This window comes from Pseudomonas sp. 910_23 (assembly GCF_052850795.1).
Window position 1 is genome coordinate 51,358 of the sequence record NZ_VXCZ01000009.1, and the last position, 16,887, is coordinate 68,244.

Here is a 16,887-nt window from a genome sequence, read left to right on the forward strand (position 1 = left end):
ACCTATCATCCCAAGGCGACGACGTGTATTGCAGATACAGCAGAACTCAATCTTTTGAATACAGATTGGGGTTTTATGCTGAAAATTTTTCAAAAAAAGGCCAATCTGTAACTTCTTAAGCGACAGATCAGAAGCTACAGTCGGGCCTATGACTCTATACCTGAACCTCGCCGAATTCATCAGCAGCCGCATCGAGCAGGGCCTGTACGGGCCCGGTGAGCGGTTGCCATCTGTACGCACCCTCAGCCATGAGCACGGCGTCAGCCTGACGACCGTGCAACAGGCCTACCGTGTATTGGAATGTTCGGGGTTGGCGGTATCGCGTCCCAAGTCGGGTTATTTCGTGCCGTCGGACCGGCGCGTGGCGCCTTTGCCACAGATGGGCCGACCCATCCTGCGGCCGGTGGACATTTCCCAGTGGGACATGGTCCAGGAACTGATACGCCTCGATCAAGGCGCCGGTATCGTGCAACTGGGGTGCGGTATGCCGGACATCAGCGTGCCGACCCTCAAGCCGCTGCTGACCGCCATGGCCCGTATCAGCCGGCGCAGCGACAACACCAGCCTGCAATACAGCCACATCCAGGGTGTATTGGCCTTGCGCGAACAGATCGCCCGGCTGTCCATCGATGCGGGTGTTCGCCTGACCCCGGCCGACCTGATTGTCACCAGTGGCTGTCAGGAAGCCCTGTCTACCGCAATCCGTGCGATTTGCGCGCCCGGCGATATCGTGGCGATCGCCTCGCCGAGCTATTACGGGATGATGCAGATCCTCAAGGCGGCCGGTCTCAAGGCGCTGGAGATCCCCAGCGACCCCGTGACCGGCATCAACCTGGAAGCCCTTGAGATGGCCCTGGAGCAGTGGCCGATCAAGGTCATCCAATTGACCGCCAACTGTAACAACCCCATGGGCTACATCATGCCCGACGAGCGCAAGCTCAAGCTGATCCGCATGGCCCAACGCTTTGACGTGCCGATCATCGAAGACGATATCTACGGTGATCTGTCGCATCGCTATCCGCGGCCACGCTCGCTCAAGTCCTTCGATGAAGACAACCGCGTGGTGTTGTGCAGTTCGTTTTCCAAGACCGTGGCCCCTGGCCTGCGCGTCGGCTGGATCGCTCCGGGGCGTTACCTGCCCCAGGTGCTGCATATGAAGTTCATCGGCTCTGGCGCCACCGTCACCCAACCGCAATTGGCCGTGGCCGAATTTATCGCCAAGGGTAATTACCAGTTGCACCTGCGGCGTATGCGCAAGCAATACAAGCGCAACGGCGATCTGATGAGTGAGTGGGTCAAGCGCTATTTTCCGGCGGGGACCCGCGTCAGCCAGCCTCAGGGCGGCTTTACGCTGTGGGTCGAATTGCCCGGGGAGTTCGATACCTACGCCCTCAACCGACTGTTGGAAGCGCAGGATGTGCAGGTGGCCAACGGCAATATTTTCTCGGCAGCGGGAAAATACCGTAATTGCATCCGGCTGAACTTCGCCAACCCACCCACCCGCAAGGTCGAGATGGCCGTGCAAAAGGTCGGGCAAACCGTTGGCCAGTTGATACAGATGGAGCTGGACAACCCCCTCACCGCGCAACAATGGCAGCCTCAGCCCTCTGCGTTTTGATCGGTTGCGTGCTCACTTGGCGGCATTTGTTCTCAAGGATCACAAGATTTAGGCTGTAGCCCTCTTTGACAAGAAGGAAAGCAGCGATGACCTGGTCTGCCAAGCAGTACACCCTGTTCGAACAACAGCGCACTCGCCCGGTCCGTGACCTGGTGGCGGCGATTCCCGAAACCGACGTGCGCACTGCCGTCGACTTGGGCTGCGGGCCGGGCAACTCCACAGCGGTACTGGCCGAGCGCTTTCCCCAAGCGCGAGTCACCGGCATGGACAGCTCCGACGACATGCTGGCCGACGCCCGCGAGCGCTTGCCGGCGTTGAGCTTCGAACTGGCAGATATCGGCGCCTGGAATCCAGCACAAAAATTCGATGTGATTCTGGCCAATGCCTCACTGCAATGGCTGCCCGACCACGCCGCGCTATACCCGCACTTGGTCAAACAACTGAACCCTGGCGGTACGCTGGCGGTGCAAACCCCGGACAATCTCGACGAGCCCGCCCACCGGTTGGCCCGCGAAGTGGCGGCCGACGGCCCATGGTCGGCGAAGATCGGCGCGGTCAAACACTATGAGCGGCACACCGCGAGTTACTACTACGAGTTGCTAAGCAAGCACTGCAGTACGGTGGATGTGTGGCGCACCACCTATCAGCACCCGTTGGCAGATCATGCGGCGGTGGTGGAGTGGTTCAAGGCGTCGGCATTGCGGCCCTTTCTTGCGCCGTTGACCGACGATGAAAAGGCCGCCTTCCTGCAGCAATATCAGGCGCGAATTGCCCTGGCTTATCCAGCCCTGGCCGATGGCACTGTGTTGCTGCCCTTTCCGCGCCTGTTCATCATCGCGACACGCTAACGTGATCGGCGTAAGTGGCGGTCACGCGGCCGCCGTTTGCGTCTGCAAGTATTCCTGCGCCGACATGACGCCCGCATAGCCAAATGCCAAGGATGCCATGTACGCCCCATGCACCTGCGCCGCTGGAATCACCTGGCCGTTGAATTCCTGATCGCGAGTAGCACAAGCGTCATGGATCACCGTGACCTTATAGCCCAGGTCCGCCGCCGCCCGCACCACGGCGTCCACACACATATGACTCATGCTGCCGACCACCACCAGATCGGTGATGCTGCGCTGCTCCAGCAACTCGCGCAGATTGGTTTGGCGAAACGCATTCACAAAATGCTTGAGCACTACCGGTTCATCACCCTCGTTCAACACTTTGTCGTGCAAGCGGGCGCCGTCGGAGCCGGGCGTGAAGAACGGCGCGTCGTCGCCTTCAAACTCATGGCGTACGTGAATCACCGCATCGCCTGCCTGTCGAAATGCCTGTAGCACCTGCGCCGCCTTGTCCGCCGCGGCTTCTACGCCGTCAAGCGGCCACTTGCCCTGAGGGAAGTAGTCGTTCTGGATATCGATTAGGATGAGCGCTTGCTTGGCCATGTATGTTGCCTCCTGATGGGTTGATGGGCCCAGTATCTTAGCTGGCGCCGAGGTTGAGAATTGGCCGCACCGACAATAACAGGGGGAAAACTGACAATGGCCGTGGAACGCGCGACGCTCGAACTGGGTGTATTGATCTATCAGGGCGCGCAACTGGCCGCCGTGCATGGCCTGACCGACCTGTTCGGGGTCGCCAATCGCATCGCCGCCGAGTACCAATCTGCGCAATTGCCGCTGCTGCGGGTCAGCCACTGGCAGGTGGACGCCCACGGCACGCCTGCGCGCGTGTTCGACAGCCACCCGGCGCCGGCCCAACCGATGATGGCTCTGCTGGTACCGCCGTCGATTGGCGAGTTCACCGAAGACCAGGCGCCGCCCGTACTGCTGGAGTGGATCCGCCAGCAGCATGCTGCCGGCACGGTGCTTGGCGGTGTGTGCATCGGCTCGATCATGTTGGCGCGTAGCGGTCTGTTGGATGGGCGTAGCGCCACCGCTCACTGGTCGTCCTCGGAGTCCTTCGCGGCCCGTTACCCGGCAGTGCGCCTGGAAGCGGATAAGCCCATCGTCGATGACGGCGACCTGATCACCACCGCCGGGCTGATGGCTTGGTCCGAACTGGGCCTGCGCCTGGTCGACCGGCTGATGGGGCCCAGTGTCGCCGCCGACACTGCGCGTTTTCTGGTGATCGAACACAGCGACAGTGCCCGCCAGTGCGGAAGCAACTTTGCGCCGATCCTCAGGCATGGCGACAGTGCGATCCTGAAGGTCCAGCATTGGCTGCAAGCCAGTGGCGCAGTGGATGTTTCGGTGGCGGCGATGGCGCAGGCGGCAAACCTGGAAGAGCGCACGTTTTTGCGCCGTTTTCGCAGTGCGACGGGGCTTAAACCCACCGAGTACTGCCAGCATCTGCGGGTCGGCAAGGCGCGGCAGATGCTGGAGTTCACCAACGGCACGATCGACCACATCGCCTGGACCGTGGGTTATCAGGACCCCAGCGCTTTTCGTGCACTCTTCAAGAAGATTACTGGCTTGACCCCCAGCGACTACCGCACCCGGTTTGGCGTTTGAATCGTGCAGAACGCAGGGGGGTTGGGGCATCGTCGTGCAGAATAGAGCAGGCTAACTGCCATCGCTTTTAGTGCAACTCATTGATTTGAGAAACATCCCTCACAAAGCCGCGTTGGCCTGATCCCTGCAACTTTCCCACCACACACATGGCGGGATAGCCAAGGGGGACGCATGACCCCGACAAATCGCAACAAATTGGTGGTCGCACACTCGACGCGCGAAGGTGCACCATTGCATGAGGTTGAAACCAACCGCGCATTGGCCCGCTGGCTGGCGCAGATATTGGGGCTCAAGTTCGGTGGCAGTTACGACCCCCAGATGCACGCCGGTCGCGAGCTGTACCTGCTACCCACGCAAACTCTGGTCGGTCCCGCCCTGGCGTTGAAGCTTGACGTCAGAGGGCCGGAAGATTTGTGGGGCGGCTATGTCGATCACGATTTCATTTGTACCAAAGCGATCAGCCACGGCCTGTTGAGCCCTGAGGCAAAGGCCCCTGAAGGTTGGTCGCCGATCTTCTGCGAGCGCGTACGCGACGTTGTGTTGGATGGCTTGAGTGTGTTCGCCCTGGAAGACGCCAAGCCCGCCGCCGCGCGCTTGCTCTATAGTGGCCCGATCCGTATGAAACCGGTGCACGCCTGTGCTGGACGGGGCCAGGAAGTTATCCACAGTCTCGATGAGTTCGACGCGATAGTGGCGCGTCCTGACGCCGCGAAGTTGTTCAGCGCCGGCGTGGTGCTGGAGCAAGACCTGCACGACGTAGTTACCCACAGCGTGGGCCAGAGCTTTATCGGTGAGCACGTATTCAGCTATTGCGGCGAGCAATACCTGACCCGGGACGGGCAGGGCGAGGAGGTCTACGGCGGCTCCAACTTGCTCGTCGTGCCCGGCTACTATGAAGACTTGCTGCAATTGGCCCTGCCTGACGATGTGCGGCAAGCCATCGAGCAAGCCCGGGTTTTCGATAATGCTGCCGACGAAGCCTACCCGGGGTTCTACGCCTCGCGGCGCAATTACGACATCGCCCAGGGCCTGGACAGTGACGGCCAGCGCCGTAGCGGCGTGCTCGAACAGTCCTGGCGCATGGGCGGGGCCAGCAGCGCGGAAGTCGCGGCGCTGCAGAGTTTCATCAACAACCCGAGCCTCAAGGCCATCCGCGTGTCCTCGGTGGAAACCTACGTGGATCAAGCGCTGCCGGCGGATGCCATTGAGGTGTACCGAGGCCCGGCCGAAAACAGCGACTTTCTTCTCAAGTATGTGACGGTTCAATCTTATGACGGCTAGAAGCGAGAGCATCAGTATCGATGTAGATGACGAACAGATGAGTGGGACATTCCTCAGCCCCAAGTCCAAAGTGCCCGGCGTATTGTTTGTGCACGGTTGGGGCGGCAGCCAGGAGCGCGACCTGGAACGCGCCAAAGGCATCGCGGGGCTGGGTTGTGTATGCCTGACCTTCGACCTGCGGGGGCACGCCGGCACCGGCATTCCCTTATCGCACGTCACCCGCGAAGACAATCTGCGCGACCTGTTGGCCGCCTACGACCGGCTGCTGTCCCACCCGGCCATCGACACCTCGGCAGTGGCGGTGGTGGGCACCAGCTATGGCGGATACCTGGCGGCGATTCTCACTTCGTTGCGCCCGGTGCGTTGGCTGGCGCTGCGGGTGCCCGCGCTGTACCGCGACCAGGAATGGCTCAAGCCCAAGCGTGAGCTGGATAAAGCCGACCTGATGGATTACCGCGGCACGTTGGTACGTGCCGAAACCAACCGTGCCCTGCACGCCTGCGCGCAATTTACCGGTGATGTGCTGATTGTGGAATCGGAAACCGACGACCATGTGCCCCATGCCACCATCATGAGTTATCGCGCGGCGTGCCAGCAGACTCACTCCCTGACCCACCGCATCATCGACGGCGCGGACCATGCCTTGAGCGACCCGGTGTCGCAACAGGCCTATACCTCGATCCTGGTGGACTGGATTACCGAAATGGTAGTGGGTGAGCGGTTGAGCATTATCCAATCCCGATAGACGTTAAGCGGGTGTCTTCTTCACCCGCAACGCCTTGGCCTTGGCCTCCACCCCCAGGTACATCACCAACGCAATCAGCAATGGGCAAATAAAGTAGATTGCCCGATACGCGATCAACCCGGCCAGCAGACTCCCGCGCGACGCCTCATGCTGTAACAACCCGATAAACACTGCCTCCAACACCCCAAGCCCGGCGGGTATATGGGTGACCACACCGGCAATCGCGCTGATCAGCAACACGCCCAATACCAGCGGGTAATCGAGTTTGGCGGGCAGCAAGGTAAAAATAACCGCTGCCATGAGTGACCAGTTCAAGGCGCCCAGGGCCAGTTGCAGGCAGGCCATGCGCAGCGACGGCAAATTGATCTCGATGCCGCGGATCGACCACGCACGTTTTTTCGAAAACCGGCACGCCGCCAGGTAACCCAGGCTCGCGATCACCAGCAACACGCCCACACCTTGCAGAGCGCCGGTGCTGAGCTTCCAACCCGGTGGCAAGGTGACCAGCCCGCTGCTGAACACTACCCCGGCCAAGGCCATATAGCCGAACCAATTGGTGGCCAGGCTCAGGCCGAGGATCTTGGCGATATTGCTGGTGCTTACCCCCAATCGCGAATACAGCCGGTAACGCATGGCGATGCCGCCGACCCAGGCGCTCAGATTGAGGTTGAACGCATAACTGATAATGCCCACCGGCAGGATCTGCTTCCAGCGCAGGGGCTGGCGAATGTAGGTCCGTCCGATCAGATCGAAGCAGGCGTACACGATAAAGCTGCACAGCGTCAGCGCGCCGGCGATCAGCAATGTGCTGACTTTGAAGTCGCTCAACGTCTGCAGCACTTCGCTCCAGTCGATGCGCCGGGCAAGCAGGGTGAAGAGCACTATCAGTAGCAGGAAGAACGCAATGGTCAGGGGCTTCTTCCAGCGCTGGAACCGTGAGCCGTTTTTCTCAGACGTCATGGGCTGGACTCTCAATGGGTTTCAAACGCGGCTTGTGTGCCGGCAACCAACTCGCCAGCGCGGGAAAGTGGCGCATGACATGGAACACCAGAAACCCCACGGTCAGGCGCCACAACCACAGGCGCGGCTTGCGCTTGGCGGGCATGGTCTGGCAATGGTCTCGTGCCAGGGCTTCCAGGCTCTGGTACAGCTGCTGGTTGAAGGCGCGGTCACGAATCAGCACGTTGGCTTCCAGGTTCAGCGCCAAGCTCAGCGGGTCGAGGTTACTTGAGCCCACGGTGCTCCATTCGTCGTCCACCAGCGCCACTTTGCCGTGCAACGGGCGTTGGCAGTACTCGTGAATCACCACGCCATCCTTGAGCAGATAGTCGTAGAGCATGCGCGCCGCCAGCTTGGCCAGCAGCACGTCGGGCTGGCCTTGCATGATCAACTGCACCTGCACGCCCCGGCGCGCTGCGTTACGAATCTCGCGCAGCAAGCGATAGCCGGGGAAGAAATAGGCATTGGCAATTACCACCCGCTGCCGGGCCTGGCTCAAGGCGTGGATATACGCTTCTTCGATGTCGTCGCGATGCTGGATATTGTCGCGATAAATCAGGCGCACCAGCCCGTCGCCGTGCTCGTCTGCCCATGGCGAAGGCCGTTGCTGGCGTCGGCGCCAACCTCTACGGGCGCGCACCTGGCGGCCACTTTGGGCGAGGGCGAAATGGTGCAAGTCGGCCACTGTCGGGCCGATGATCTGTACCGCGTAATCCTGCTTGGCTTCGGGGCCGAAGTCCCCCAGGTGATCAGCGGAAAAATTGATCCCGCCGATAAACGCCACGCTAGCGTCCACCACCACGATCTTGCGGTGCAGGCGACGAAACCAGTTGGTGCGAATGCCGAGGGTTTTGGATGCCGGGTCAAACATCTGCACGATCACGCCGGCTTCAGCCAGTGCGCGCAGAAAGGCCGGGCTCAGTTCGCCGCAGCCGAAACCGTCAAGGCTGACCACCACCTTGACCCCGCGTTGCGCGGCTTCGATGAGAATGCCTTGCAGCTCATGACCGACCTTGTCTTCAAAGAGGATGAAGGTCTCCAGCAGGATTTCCCGCTGGGCGTCGCGCATGGCCTCGAACACCGCGGGAAAATAGGCCTCGCCATTTTCCAGCAATTGCACACGATTGCCGCTCTGCCAGCCGTAGTCCAGGTCGCGGGCCTTGCTGTCATCCGGCGGCTGGTCGGTGGCGATATGTTCTACCGCAATGCTCATAACTCAATCTCCACCGACAGGGGCACATGGTCTGACAGGTGCGACCACGGCCGCGTGGTGAGCACGCGCGGGTTGTGGATGGTCAGGTTGCGCACATAGATGCGATCCAGCGGCAGTAACGGCAGGCGTGCCGGGAACGTACGCGCAGGCTTGCCGTGGGCGTGGATGAACACCTCCTGCAGGCCGCTTTGACTCAGGTCGGCCTTTTGCCGCCAGTCATTGAAATCGCCGGCGACCACCAGGGGTGCATCCGCCGGGATCTGGCCAATACGCTGCTCAAGCAAGCGCAGTTGCTGTTGGCGATGTACCTCGCGCAAGCCCAGGTGGATGCAGATGGCATGCACCTCGCGTTCGCCGCCCGGCAGGCGCAGTACGCAATGCAGCAGGCCGCGGTTCTCATGGCCGCTTTGGGAGATGTCGAGGTTGTCGTAACGAATGATCTGGAATTTTGACAGCAGCGCGTTGCCATGGTCGCCATGGGGGTAGACCGCATTGCGACCATAGGCAAACTGCGGCCAGATGCTGTCGGCGAGAAATTCGTACTGCGGCATCTTCGGCCAGTCGCTATAGCGCTGGGGATGGCGCTCGTGGGTGCCGTGGATCTCTTGCAGGAACACCATATCGGCACCGACGCTGCGCACCGCTTCGCGCAGTTCGGGCAGGATGAAGCGTCGATTCAGGGCGGTGAAGCCTTTATGGATATTCACCGTCAGCACGGTAAAACGCGTGATGGCGGTGGTGGGGGGCACGGGGATCAGCTCGGGGTGAGTCATGGCAACACTCCCGGTTCCGGCAACTGCCCGGGTGCCGTGAGCAGGTGCTTGTCCAGCCCGAAGCGCTGTAACAACTGGCGCGCATCGAAAGGCGCGCGCACCTTGATGTCATTGTCGAAAAAGCAGAACACGTCACGCTGTTTGCGCACGCGGGGTTTGCGCTGCGGGGCGACAAGGTGCGCATCCGCCGGTTGTTTGCCGTGCGCCCAGCGCTCGATACGGTCACCCCAGCGTTTGAGCGCCTCACTGGTATAGCCACTGGCGTAGAGCTGCTTGTCGCCGTGTAATCGCAGGTACATGAAGTTGGCGGTGACGTCTTCGATATAGGGCCACTTGCCGGCGGTGTCAGCCACTACAAGGGCAACACCGTACTTGTCCAGCAGCTGCACAAACTCCGGTACCGCAAAGCTCATGTGGCGAATTTCCACGGCATGGCGCAAGGTTTTTTTGCCATAGGCTTTCATGCCTGCCTTGCCGTTCAGGCGCGGCTCGTGCTGGCGGGCGAGGGCGGCGGCCTGTTGGGTGTTGGTGGGTAAATCGGCCAGGAAGGCTTCGAACAGTGCGGCGTCGAATTTGAAGCTGGGCGGGAACTGCCAAAGGATGGGGCCGAGTTTTTCTTTGAGCTCCAGCACCCCGGAGGCGAAGAAATTGGCCACGGGCTTGTGCACCTCGCGCAAGCGCAGGATATGCGTGACATAGCGTGGCGCCTTGACGCTGAACATGAATCCCTCAGGCGTATCGGCGTACCACTGCGCATAGCGCTTGGGGGTTTGCAGCGCATAGAAAGAACCGTTGATTTCAATGCTGCTCACGGCGCGTGACGCAAACTGCAACTCGCGTTTCTGGGTCAGCCCGTCGGGGTAGAAGTCCCCGCGCCAGGGCGTGTAGCGCCAGCCGGAAATGCCGATATGAATCGCCGCCATGGTTGCTCCTGTGGAGGTGGGGTGCGTTATGGGATGACTGCGATATTTGGCGGAAAGTTTCCACGTTCCTACAGACGGTACGGGGTGCGAAATGTGGGAGGGGACTTGCCCCCGATAACGGTGCATCAGTCATGAAGTTGCTGACTGACAGCCTGCTATCGGGAGCAAGCCCCCTCCCGCAATTTGAATCACATGCCCGCAAACACAGGGAACGATCAAGGCTCAAACCCGTCAGTTCCTTACAGACCCTTCTGAAGGAGCCCGCTGTTTTGCTGAATTTAAAGACTGCATTACTGCTCGGGGCGCTGCTGTTCTGCGGCAGCGGCGCATTGCAAGCTGCTGCCACCGCGCCTGAGTCCGACGCGGCGGCCAAGCCCGAGTTGCTGGTGGAGGGCGGCCTGCTCGGGGCCATCAGTTCCAGCATTGATGATGTGCAGCAGAAGCTCGATCTGAACCAGAACTTTATCGACGAGTGGCGCCTGCGGGCCGACCGGGCCGCGAATGAAGTCGGGCGGCTGGTCGACCAGACCGCCGCACGCTCGCCGTGGAGTGTGGCCGGGGATTTCCTGCTGTTATCCGCCGTTTGGGTGGGTGCTTTTGCGCTGCTGACGTTACTGGGGCGCTTTATCGTGCGGCGCTTGAGCCTGCGCGCCTTTTTCCGCCGGCGGGCACGCTTGCTGGGCGTGCTGGGGTATGTGGTGCCTTACACCATCCCTGCGGTTATCTGCCTGCCATTGACGCTGTATGTCAGCCATTTTCTCGCCTCTTCCGTAGGACGGGCACTGGCGCTGTGTTTTGCCTACGCCACCAGTAGCGGCATCTTTTCCACCTCCATGCTGCTGTGCGTGATCGTCATGTTCAATGTCGGCCACAAGCGCCCGGCGGTGCAGATCATTCGCGACTATTGCCCCAAACCGCTGTTCCTGATCGGCTTCCTTGCCGCTCTCAGCGACGCGCTCACCAGCCCGCAGATCGCCCGGCAGCTGGGCGGCAACATCACCAGCAGCGTTGCGGTGTTTACCGGGCTGTTCGCGACAGTGATCTTCGGTGTGCTGGTGGTTCGCCTGCGTCGCCCGGTGGCGCATTTGATTCGTAACCGGCCGTTGGCGCAGCGCCTTAAGCATCCGGCGTTGCAGCAATCGCTGCGGGTATTTTCCGGGCTGTGGTATTGGCCGATCCTGTTGATGGTACTGGTCTCGGCGATCAACTTGATCGGTGCCGGCGACGATAATCAAAAGGCCCTGCGCTGCGCCTTGTTGACCACCATCCTGCTGATCGGCACGGTATTTCTCAGCACGGTGCTGCAACACTTGTTCAAGTCGCGCAGCCAAGTGGCGATACAGCGCAGCAGTGCCTACAAGGAGCGCTTTCTCAGCCTGTTGCACGCGATATTGCGCATTGTGATGGCCATCGCTTTTATCGAGATACTGGGGCGTATCTGGGGCGTGTCGCTGTTCGAGTTCGCCCAACGCAACTCAGTGGGCCGGGCGATCAGCGATTCGCTCAGCAGTATCGGCCTGATCCTGCTGATGACGTGGCTGTTCTGGGTGGTGCTCGATACGGCGATTCAGGAAGCGCTCAAGCCCCCGGTGAACAAACGTTCCAGCCGCCAGCCCAGTACGCGGGTCAAAACCATCCTGCCGCTGCTGCGTAATGCGGTGAAAATCATTCTGGTGGTTATCTGTGCGATCACCACCATGGCCAATCTGGGTATCAACGTCGCGCCGTTGCTCGCGGGTGCGGGGGTGGTCGGCCTGGCGATTGGTTTTGGCTCCCAGCAGTTGGTGCAGGACGTGATCACCGGCCTGTTTATCATCATCGAAGACACGCTCTCCATCGGCGACTGGGTGGTGCTCGATTCCGGCCACGCCGGTACCGTCGAGGGCCTGACCATCCGCACCCTTCGCCTGCGCGACGGCAAGGGCTTTGTGCATTCGGTACCGTTCGGGCAGATCAAGGCGGTCACCAACCAGTCGCGCCAATTCGCCTATGCGTTCTTCTCGGTGCAGTTCACCTACGACACCGACGTGGACAAGGCCGTGGAGCTGATCCGTGAAGCAGGCCAGTCGATTCGTGACGACGTGTTCCTCAAGTACAACCTGCAAGGGCCACTGGAAGTGTTCGGCGTGGACAAGATGGACCTCAATGGCGTGGTGCTCACGGCGCAATTCCGCACGGTATCGGGTGGGCAATATGCGGTGAGTCGAGCGTTCAATCAGCGCTTGAAAAAGCTTGTGGATAACTGTGACGAGGTGCATTTTGCGCAGACTTATCCACAGCAGGTGTTGTTGCCCAAGCGTGTGGCGCAGGAGGATGAGCCAGAGGCCGAGCAAGCCAGGCCGCAATGATGAGAGTGGCTGTTCCGGCCCCATCGGGAGCAAGCCCCCTCCCACATTTGGATGTGTGAACACATTCAAATGTGGGAGGGGGCTTGCTCCCGATGAGGGCCTAAAGGTCAGCGCCTGATCAACTTCTCCTGCACTGCCTGCTGATCCATCTCCAGCAACACCTGCTGCTTGCCGGCGACCATCACCGCCGCCGGCAGCCCATCGCGATATACAATCCGATTACCGCTCACCGCCGGCACTTTGGCCCCCGGTAGCAGCGTGCCCACAAGGTTCAATGGATCCGCCCCGCACACCGCGATCAAGCTCCCGTCATGTGCCCGCCGCCGCACCTCGCGCAGCAAGGGTATCGCCTCCGGCAACGCAAACTGTTCGCCCGCCAACCCACTGACAAACCGCCCGCCACGAATCTCCCCGCGTGCCTCCAGCCGATGGAAGGTGCGCAGCAATTCACGCCAGCTCGGCAACCAATCCGCCTCGCGCTCCAGCAAGCGCCAGAACACCACGCCGTAACGGCGCAGCAGGGTCATCGCCACATGCTCCAGGGTTTCGGCCGAATGCGCGCCGGCGGCGGTCGAGGAGCGGCGCACCAAGGCCCAGCGACCGGCATCATCCATGCCGCCGACAAACGCTCCGCGCCCACGCCGACTGCTGCGGGCCTGGCGTTTGCTGGCGGGCGTGGTCAGGGCGCGCAGCCCGGCGAAGCTGTCGGCATTCACCAGGCCGGCGCCTACCAGTTCCTGCAAGGCTGTCTCCAGCTCGCTGCGCAGCAGGTGGGCCTCGTGCACCAGTTCATCAAAAAACAAGGCGCCGTGTTCGCGCAGGGCCGAGTGGACTCTCTGCGCCTTGGGCGACAGCGTGGTGCTGTCGGTGGGCTCGGTCAGCCCGCTCCACAACGCTACCTGGCTACGGGGGAGCAAAACCACCGGGGTGCTGCGCAACGCCATGGCGCCGGCCTTGTTGCTTAAGCGCGTCCATACCAGCTTGCCGCTGCGGCACAGGTCATCGAGCCAGGTCGATGAATAATCCTTGATGCGCGCGCTGAGCAGGTCAGTGTCCCAGGCCGACGTGGCGGCGGCATAACCTTCGAGTTGGCTGACTATCTGCGGCAATACGGCGCTGCCCTGGCCACGGGTACTGTCGGACAGGTGCTGCCAATCGAACAGAAAGCGCATGAAATCCTGCAATGCCACCGGCTCGATCTCTCGGCGCAGGCGCTTGACCGTGTAGCGATGAATGCGTGCCAGCAAGTGACGTTCGCACCATTGTTCCTGCGTGGCACCGGGGCTGAAGTGCCCGCGCAGCACGTAGCCTTCCTGCTCCAGGCGCGACAGGGCCTGAGTGATTGCCGCCACGGGCAGCGCCAGGGGGGCAGCGATTTCGACCAGGTTCAACGGGCCAAAACCACTGAGGCGCGCACGCAGTACTTCTAACAGCGCGTCATCAAACTCCCAGGGCTCGTCGAACCCGGGCAGCAGTGGCAAATTGTTAGGGTAGAGCGCCTGCAAGCAACTCAAGCGCTCAACGGCGACCCACATGCCGTTGTGCAACTGACAGGCTCGCCCGGCCTTGGCCAAGGCGTGCAGCCATGCGGCCCATTGCGGCGCAACTTCAGGGGCTGCGATGCACGCCAGGCTCATCAGCGCTTCATGCATTTCATCTACGCCATTGGGCGCGGGCCAGGCTTCTTCGCGAACGCCGGCGATAGCCTCGGCATCCAGTGCGCCCAGGTCGTCGGTGCTCTGCGGGTCGCTCCAGCGTCGGTTGAGCACGGCCTGGGTGCGGCGCTCTTCCAGCGGGGCGTCGTCGAGAAAGGTGTAGGGCTTGGCGCTGAGAATTTCCGCAGCCATGGGCGAAGGGGCGGGCAGGTCGCGGCTGATCAATCGGACTTCCCCGCGTTCCATGCGCCGCAGCAGTGCCAGCCAGGCTTCACTGTCCATGGCTTCATGCAAGCAATCGTCGAGGGTTTGTTCCACCAGTGGGTGGTGGGGGATTTCGCGCTCGCCGGCGAGGTTTTCCAGGCAGGCGATCTGGTCCGGAAAGACGCTGGCGATCAGGTCTTCGCTCTTCATGCGCTGGATCTGCGGCGCCACCTTGCGCCCACCGGTGTAGCGCGGCAACGCCAGGGCCACGCCGGCATTCCAGCGCCAGCGCACGCCGAACAGCGGCGCATCCAGCACGGCCTGGATCAGGAGGTGTTCAGCACTGTTGCTGTTGAGGTAACGCCACACCTCATCCAAGGCAAAACTGTGGCTGGTGGACAGCGACAGCACGATGGCGTTTTCGCTGGCCGCTGCTTGCAGCTCGAAGTTGAAGGTGCGGCAGAAGCGCTTGCGCAACGCCAGGCCCCAGGCGCGGTTGATGCGGCTGCCAAACGGCGTGTGGATGATCAACTGGGTGCCGCCGGACGCGTCGAAAAACCGCTCCATGATCAACGTGTCCCGGGAGGGCAGGGCGCTCAGGGCCTGGCGCGACCGGGCCAGGTAATCCAGCAGTTGTTCGGCGCTGACGCGATGCAGGCCCAGGGTGCCGGTTAGCCAGTCGAGGGCCGGTTGCAGGTCGCCGGGCGTGGCACCCAGCAAGCTGTCGATTTGCCCTTGCAAGCGCGCCACCGCCACCGACAACTCGTTGCTGCGCCCGGGTGCTTCGCCCAGCCAGAACGGGATGGTCGGCGGTTGGCCATGGGCATCCTCGACACGCACCTTGCCCGCTTCGACCCGCAGGATGCGGTAAGAGGTATTGCCGAGTTGGAAGATGTCGCCAGCGATGCTTTCCACCGCGAAGTCTTCGTTGACGCTGCCGATGTTCAGGCTCTGGGGCTCCAGCAACACGCTGTAGTCGGCGTTGTCCGGGATGGTGCCACCGCTGGTGACGGCGGTCAGCCTGGCACCGCGGCGGCCGCGCAGGGTGTGGGTCACGGCGTCACGGTGCAGGTAGGCGCTGCGGATACCCTGGCGGCCGTTGTAGCCCTCGCTGAGCATCTGCAACAGGGCCTGGTAGTGGCGCTCATCCAGCTCGGCGTAAGGCGCAGCGCGGCGAACAAGCGCCAGCAGCGCCTGTTCCGGCCATTCACGGGCGCTGACTTCGGCAATGATCTGCTGGGCCAGCACGTCCAGCGGCGCCACTGGAATATGCAAGGTATCCAGCTCGCCACGGCGTACGCAGTCGAGCAACGCGGCGCATTCGATCAAGTCGTCACGGGTGGTGGCAAACAAGCGCCCTTTGGGCGTACCGCCGACCTGGTGCCCGGAGCGGCCGACGCGTTGCAAAAAGCCATTGATCGAGCCGGGTGAGCCGATCTGGCAGACCAGATCCACCTCGCCAATATCGATGCCCAGCTCCAGGGACGCGGTGGCGATCAGCACTTGCAGTTCGCCGGCCTTGAGCCGTTGCTCGGCGTCCAGGCGCAGTTCCTTGGCCAGGCTGCCATGGTGGGCGGCCACAGCGGTCTTGCCCAGCCGCTCGCTCAGATGCCGGGCCAGGCGTTCGGCCAGGCGTCGGGTGTTGACGAAAATCAGCGTGGTGCGGTGTTCGCGGGCCAATTGCGCGAGGCGGTCGTAGACCAGGGCCCACACATCGTTGGCCATCACCGCCGAGAGCGGCACTGGCGGCACTTCGATATCCAGGTCACGTGGGCGCGCATGGCCGATGTCGACGATGGCACACTCACGGTCGGTGCCGACCAAAAACCGCGAGACCGCTTCGATGGGTTTTTGCGTGGCTGACAGGCCGATACGGGTCAATGGTTCGGCGCACAGCGCTTGCAGGCGCTCCAGGCTCAAGGCCAGGTGGCTGCCGCGCTTGCCGGCGGCGATGGCATGGATCTCATCGACGATCACCGTACGCGTGCTGGCGAGCATGTGTCGGCCGGAATCCGAACCCAGCAGCACATACAGGGATTCGGGCGTGGTCACCAGGATATGCGGCGCGCGCTTGCGCATCTGTGCGCGGTCTTTTTGCGGGGTGTCGCCGGTGCGCACGGCGGTGCGGATCACCAGCGGCGGCAGGCCCAGGCTTTGAAGCTGCTCGGTAATGCCGGCCAGCGGGTTTTGCAGGTTGATCTGGATGTCGTTGGACAGCGCCTTGAGCGGTGACACATACACCACCAGGGTCTCGTCCGGCAGTTGCCCGCCGTTGGCCAGGCCTTGGTGGACCAAATCGTCGAGCACCGCCAAAAAGGCCGTCAAGGTCTTGCCCGAGCCGGTGGGCGCGGCGATCAGCGTTGACCGCCGCTGGCGGATCAGCGGCCACGCCTGGGCCTGGGCGCCGGTCACCGAGGGGAAGGTGCTGCAAAACCAGGCACTGACGGCGGGGTGAAAACCGTCCAGTGCGCTGGCCGTTGATTCGGGAAGGTTCATGAAGTGATTGATGCCACCTGCTCCAACAAGTTGCAAACACGTACTTTATCCGTGACGGTTGCGCTACAAACCCGCAAAATGCAACGATTCTGGCAACTACCTACGGCAAGGCGCACACGCCTGTCGATAAT

At 61.9% G+C, this 16,887-nt stretch carries 12 protein-coding genes; 6 read left to right on the forward strand and 6 right to left on the reverse strand.

Translation table 11 applies throughout. The features are described 5' to 3' along the window. Nucleotides 1–148: 148 nt before the first annotated feature. The gene (locus tag FW800_RS13020) at nucleotides 149–1,618 is read left to right on the forward strand and encodes an aminotransferase-like domain-containing protein (protein WP_078822458.1); all 1,470 of its coding nucleotides are present in this window, start codon (nucleotides 149–151) and stop codon (nucleotides 1,616–1,618) included. A gap of 86 nt (nucleotides 1,619–1,704) precedes the next feature. After that, nucleotides 1,705–2,466: a trans-aconitate 2-methyltransferase gene (gene tam / locus FW800_RS13025; RefSeq protein WP_446437761.1), complete on the forward strand. Its 762-nt coding sequence runs from the start codon at nucleotides 1,705–1,707 to the stop codon at nucleotides 2,464–2,466. Between the two features lie 21 nt (nucleotides 2,467–2,487). Here the strand turns inward: tam and FW800_RS13030 are convergent, their stop codons facing one another. Continuing rightward, complete coding sequence (locus FW800_RS13030; protein ID WP_078822456.1) at nucleotides 2,488–3,051, reverse strand: cysteine hydrolase family protein; 564 nt, start codon at nucleotides 3,049–3,051, stop codon at nucleotides 2,488–2,490. 96 nt (nucleotides 3,052–3,147) lie between these two features. Between FW800_RS13030 and FW800_RS13035 the strand changes: the two genes are divergently transcribed. From FW800_RS13035 to FW800_RS13045, 3 genes are all read left to right on the forward strand, one after another. Next, on the forward strand, nucleotides 3,148–4,119 hold the full coding sequence (locus FW800_RS13035; protein WP_446437762.1) for a GlxA family transcriptional regulator: 972 nt from the start codon (nucleotides 3,148–3,150) through the stop codon (nucleotides 4,117–4,119). 171 nt (nucleotides 4,120–4,290) lie between these two features. Next, the gene (locus FW800_RS13040) at nucleotides 4,291–5,400 is read left to right on the forward strand and encodes a DUF3182 family protein (protein WP_446437763.1); all 1,110 of its coding nucleotides are present in this window, start codon (nucleotides 4,291–4,293) and stop codon (nucleotides 5,398–5,400) included. After that, complete coding sequence (locus tag FW800_RS13045) at nucleotides 5,390–6,145, forward strand: alpha/beta hydrolase family protein (RefSeq protein WP_446437764.1); 756 nt, start codon at nucleotides 5,390–5,392, stop codon at nucleotides 6,143–6,145. The genes FW800_RS13040 and FW800_RS13045 overlap by 11 nt, the downstream gene beginning before the upstream one ends. A 3-nt stretch (nucleotides 6,146–6,148) precedes the next feature. Here the strand turns inward: FW800_RS13045 and FW800_RS13050 are convergent, their stop codons facing one another. The 4 genes from FW800_RS13050 to FW800_RS13065 are packed head-to-tail and all read right to left on the reverse strand — an operon-like array spanning nucleotide 6,149 to nucleotide 10,053. Then, the gene (locus FW800_RS13050; RefSeq protein WP_005791882.1) at nucleotides 6,149–7,105 is read right to left on the reverse strand and encodes a lysylphosphatidylglycerol synthase domain-containing protein; all 957 of its coding nucleotides are present in this window, start codon (nucleotides 7,103–7,105) and stop codon (nucleotides 6,149–6,151) included. Further along, complete coding sequence (clsB, locus tag FW800_RS13055) at nucleotides 7,095–8,357, reverse strand: cardiolipin synthase ClsB (RefSeq protein WP_446437765.1); 1,263 nt, start codon at nucleotides 8,355–8,357, stop codon at nucleotides 7,095–7,097. Before clsB ends, FW800_RS13050 begins: the two co-directional genes overlap by 11 nt. Next, on the reverse strand, nucleotides 8,354–9,130 hold the full coding sequence (locus tag FW800_RS13060; RefSeq protein WP_032879229.1) for an endonuclease/exonuclease/phosphatase family protein: 777 nt from the start codon (nucleotides 9,128–9,130) through the stop codon (nucleotides 8,354–8,356). Before FW800_RS13060 ends, clsB begins: the two co-directional genes overlap by 4 nt. After that, nucleotides 9,127–10,053 carry a DUF72 domain-containing protein gene (locus tag FW800_RS13065; RefSeq protein WP_446437766.1) on the reverse strand — a complete coding sequence of 309 codons (927 nt, stop codon included), beginning with the start codon at nucleotides 10,051–10,053 and terminating at the stop codon, nucleotides 9,127–9,129. Before FW800_RS13065 ends, FW800_RS13060 begins: the two co-directional genes overlap by 4 nt. A 269-nt stretch (nucleotides 10,054–10,322) precedes the next feature. Here FW800_RS13065 and FW800_RS13070 point away from each other — a divergent pair, with 269 nt between their 5' ends. After that, nucleotides 10,323–12,401, forward strand: coding sequence for a mechanosensitive ion channel family protein (locus FW800_RS13070; protein ID WP_032879232.1), 2,079 nt, complete (start codon nucleotides 10,323–10,325; stop codon nucleotides 12,399–12,401). A gap of 107 nt (nucleotides 12,402–12,508) precedes the next feature. On the opposite strand, the gene FW800_RS13075 is transcribed toward FW800_RS13070, so the two are convergent. Further along, on the reverse strand, nucleotides 12,509–16,756 hold the full coding sequence (locus FW800_RS13075) for an Lhr family helicase (protein ID WP_446437767.1): 4,248 nt from the start codon (nucleotides 16,754–16,756) through the stop codon (nucleotides 12,509–12,511). Nucleotides 16,757–16,887 lie beyond the last annotated feature (131 nt).

Coding starts and splice junctions, on each gene's coding strand:
- FW800_RS13020 (WP_078822458.1), top strand. CDS start 149: ATGACTCTATACCTGAACCTCGCCGAATTCATCAGCAGCCGCATCGAG.
- tam (WP_446437761.1), top strand. CDS start 1,705: ATGACCTGGTCTGCCAAGCAGTACACCCTGTTCGAACAACAGCGCACT.
- FW800_RS13030 (WP_078822456.1), bottom strand. CDS start 3,051: ATGGCCAAGCAAGCGCTCATCCTAATCGATATCCAGAACGACTACTTC.
- FW800_RS13035 (WP_446437762.1), top strand. CDS start 3,148: ATGGCCGTGGAACGCGCGACGCTCGAACTGGGTGTATTGATCTATCAG.
- FW800_RS13040 (WP_446437763.1), top strand. CDS start 4,291: ATGACCCCGACAAATCGCAACAAATTGGTGGTCGCACACTCGACGCGC.
- FW800_RS13045 (WP_446437764.1), top strand. CDS start 5,390: ATGACGGCTAGAAGCGAGAGCATCAGTATCGATGTAGATGACGAACAG.
- FW800_RS13050 (WP_005791882.1), bottom strand. CDS start 7,105: ATGACGTCTGAGAAAAACGGCTCACGGTTCCAGCGCTGGAAGAAGCCC.
- clsB (WP_446437765.1), bottom strand. CDS start 8,357: ATGAGCATTGCGGTAGAACATATCGCCACCGACCAGCCGCCGGATGAC.
- FW800_RS13060 (WP_032879229.1), bottom strand. CDS start 9,130: ATGACTCACCCCGAGCTGATCCCCGTGCCCCCCACCACCGCCATCACG.
- FW800_RS13065 (WP_446437766.1), bottom strand. CDS start 10,053: ATGGCGGCGATTCATATCGGCATTTCCGGCTGGCGCTACACGCCCTGG.
- FW800_RS13075 (WP_446437767.1), bottom strand. CDS start 16,756: ATGAACCTTCCCGAATCAACGGCCAGCGCACTGGACGGTTTTCACCCC.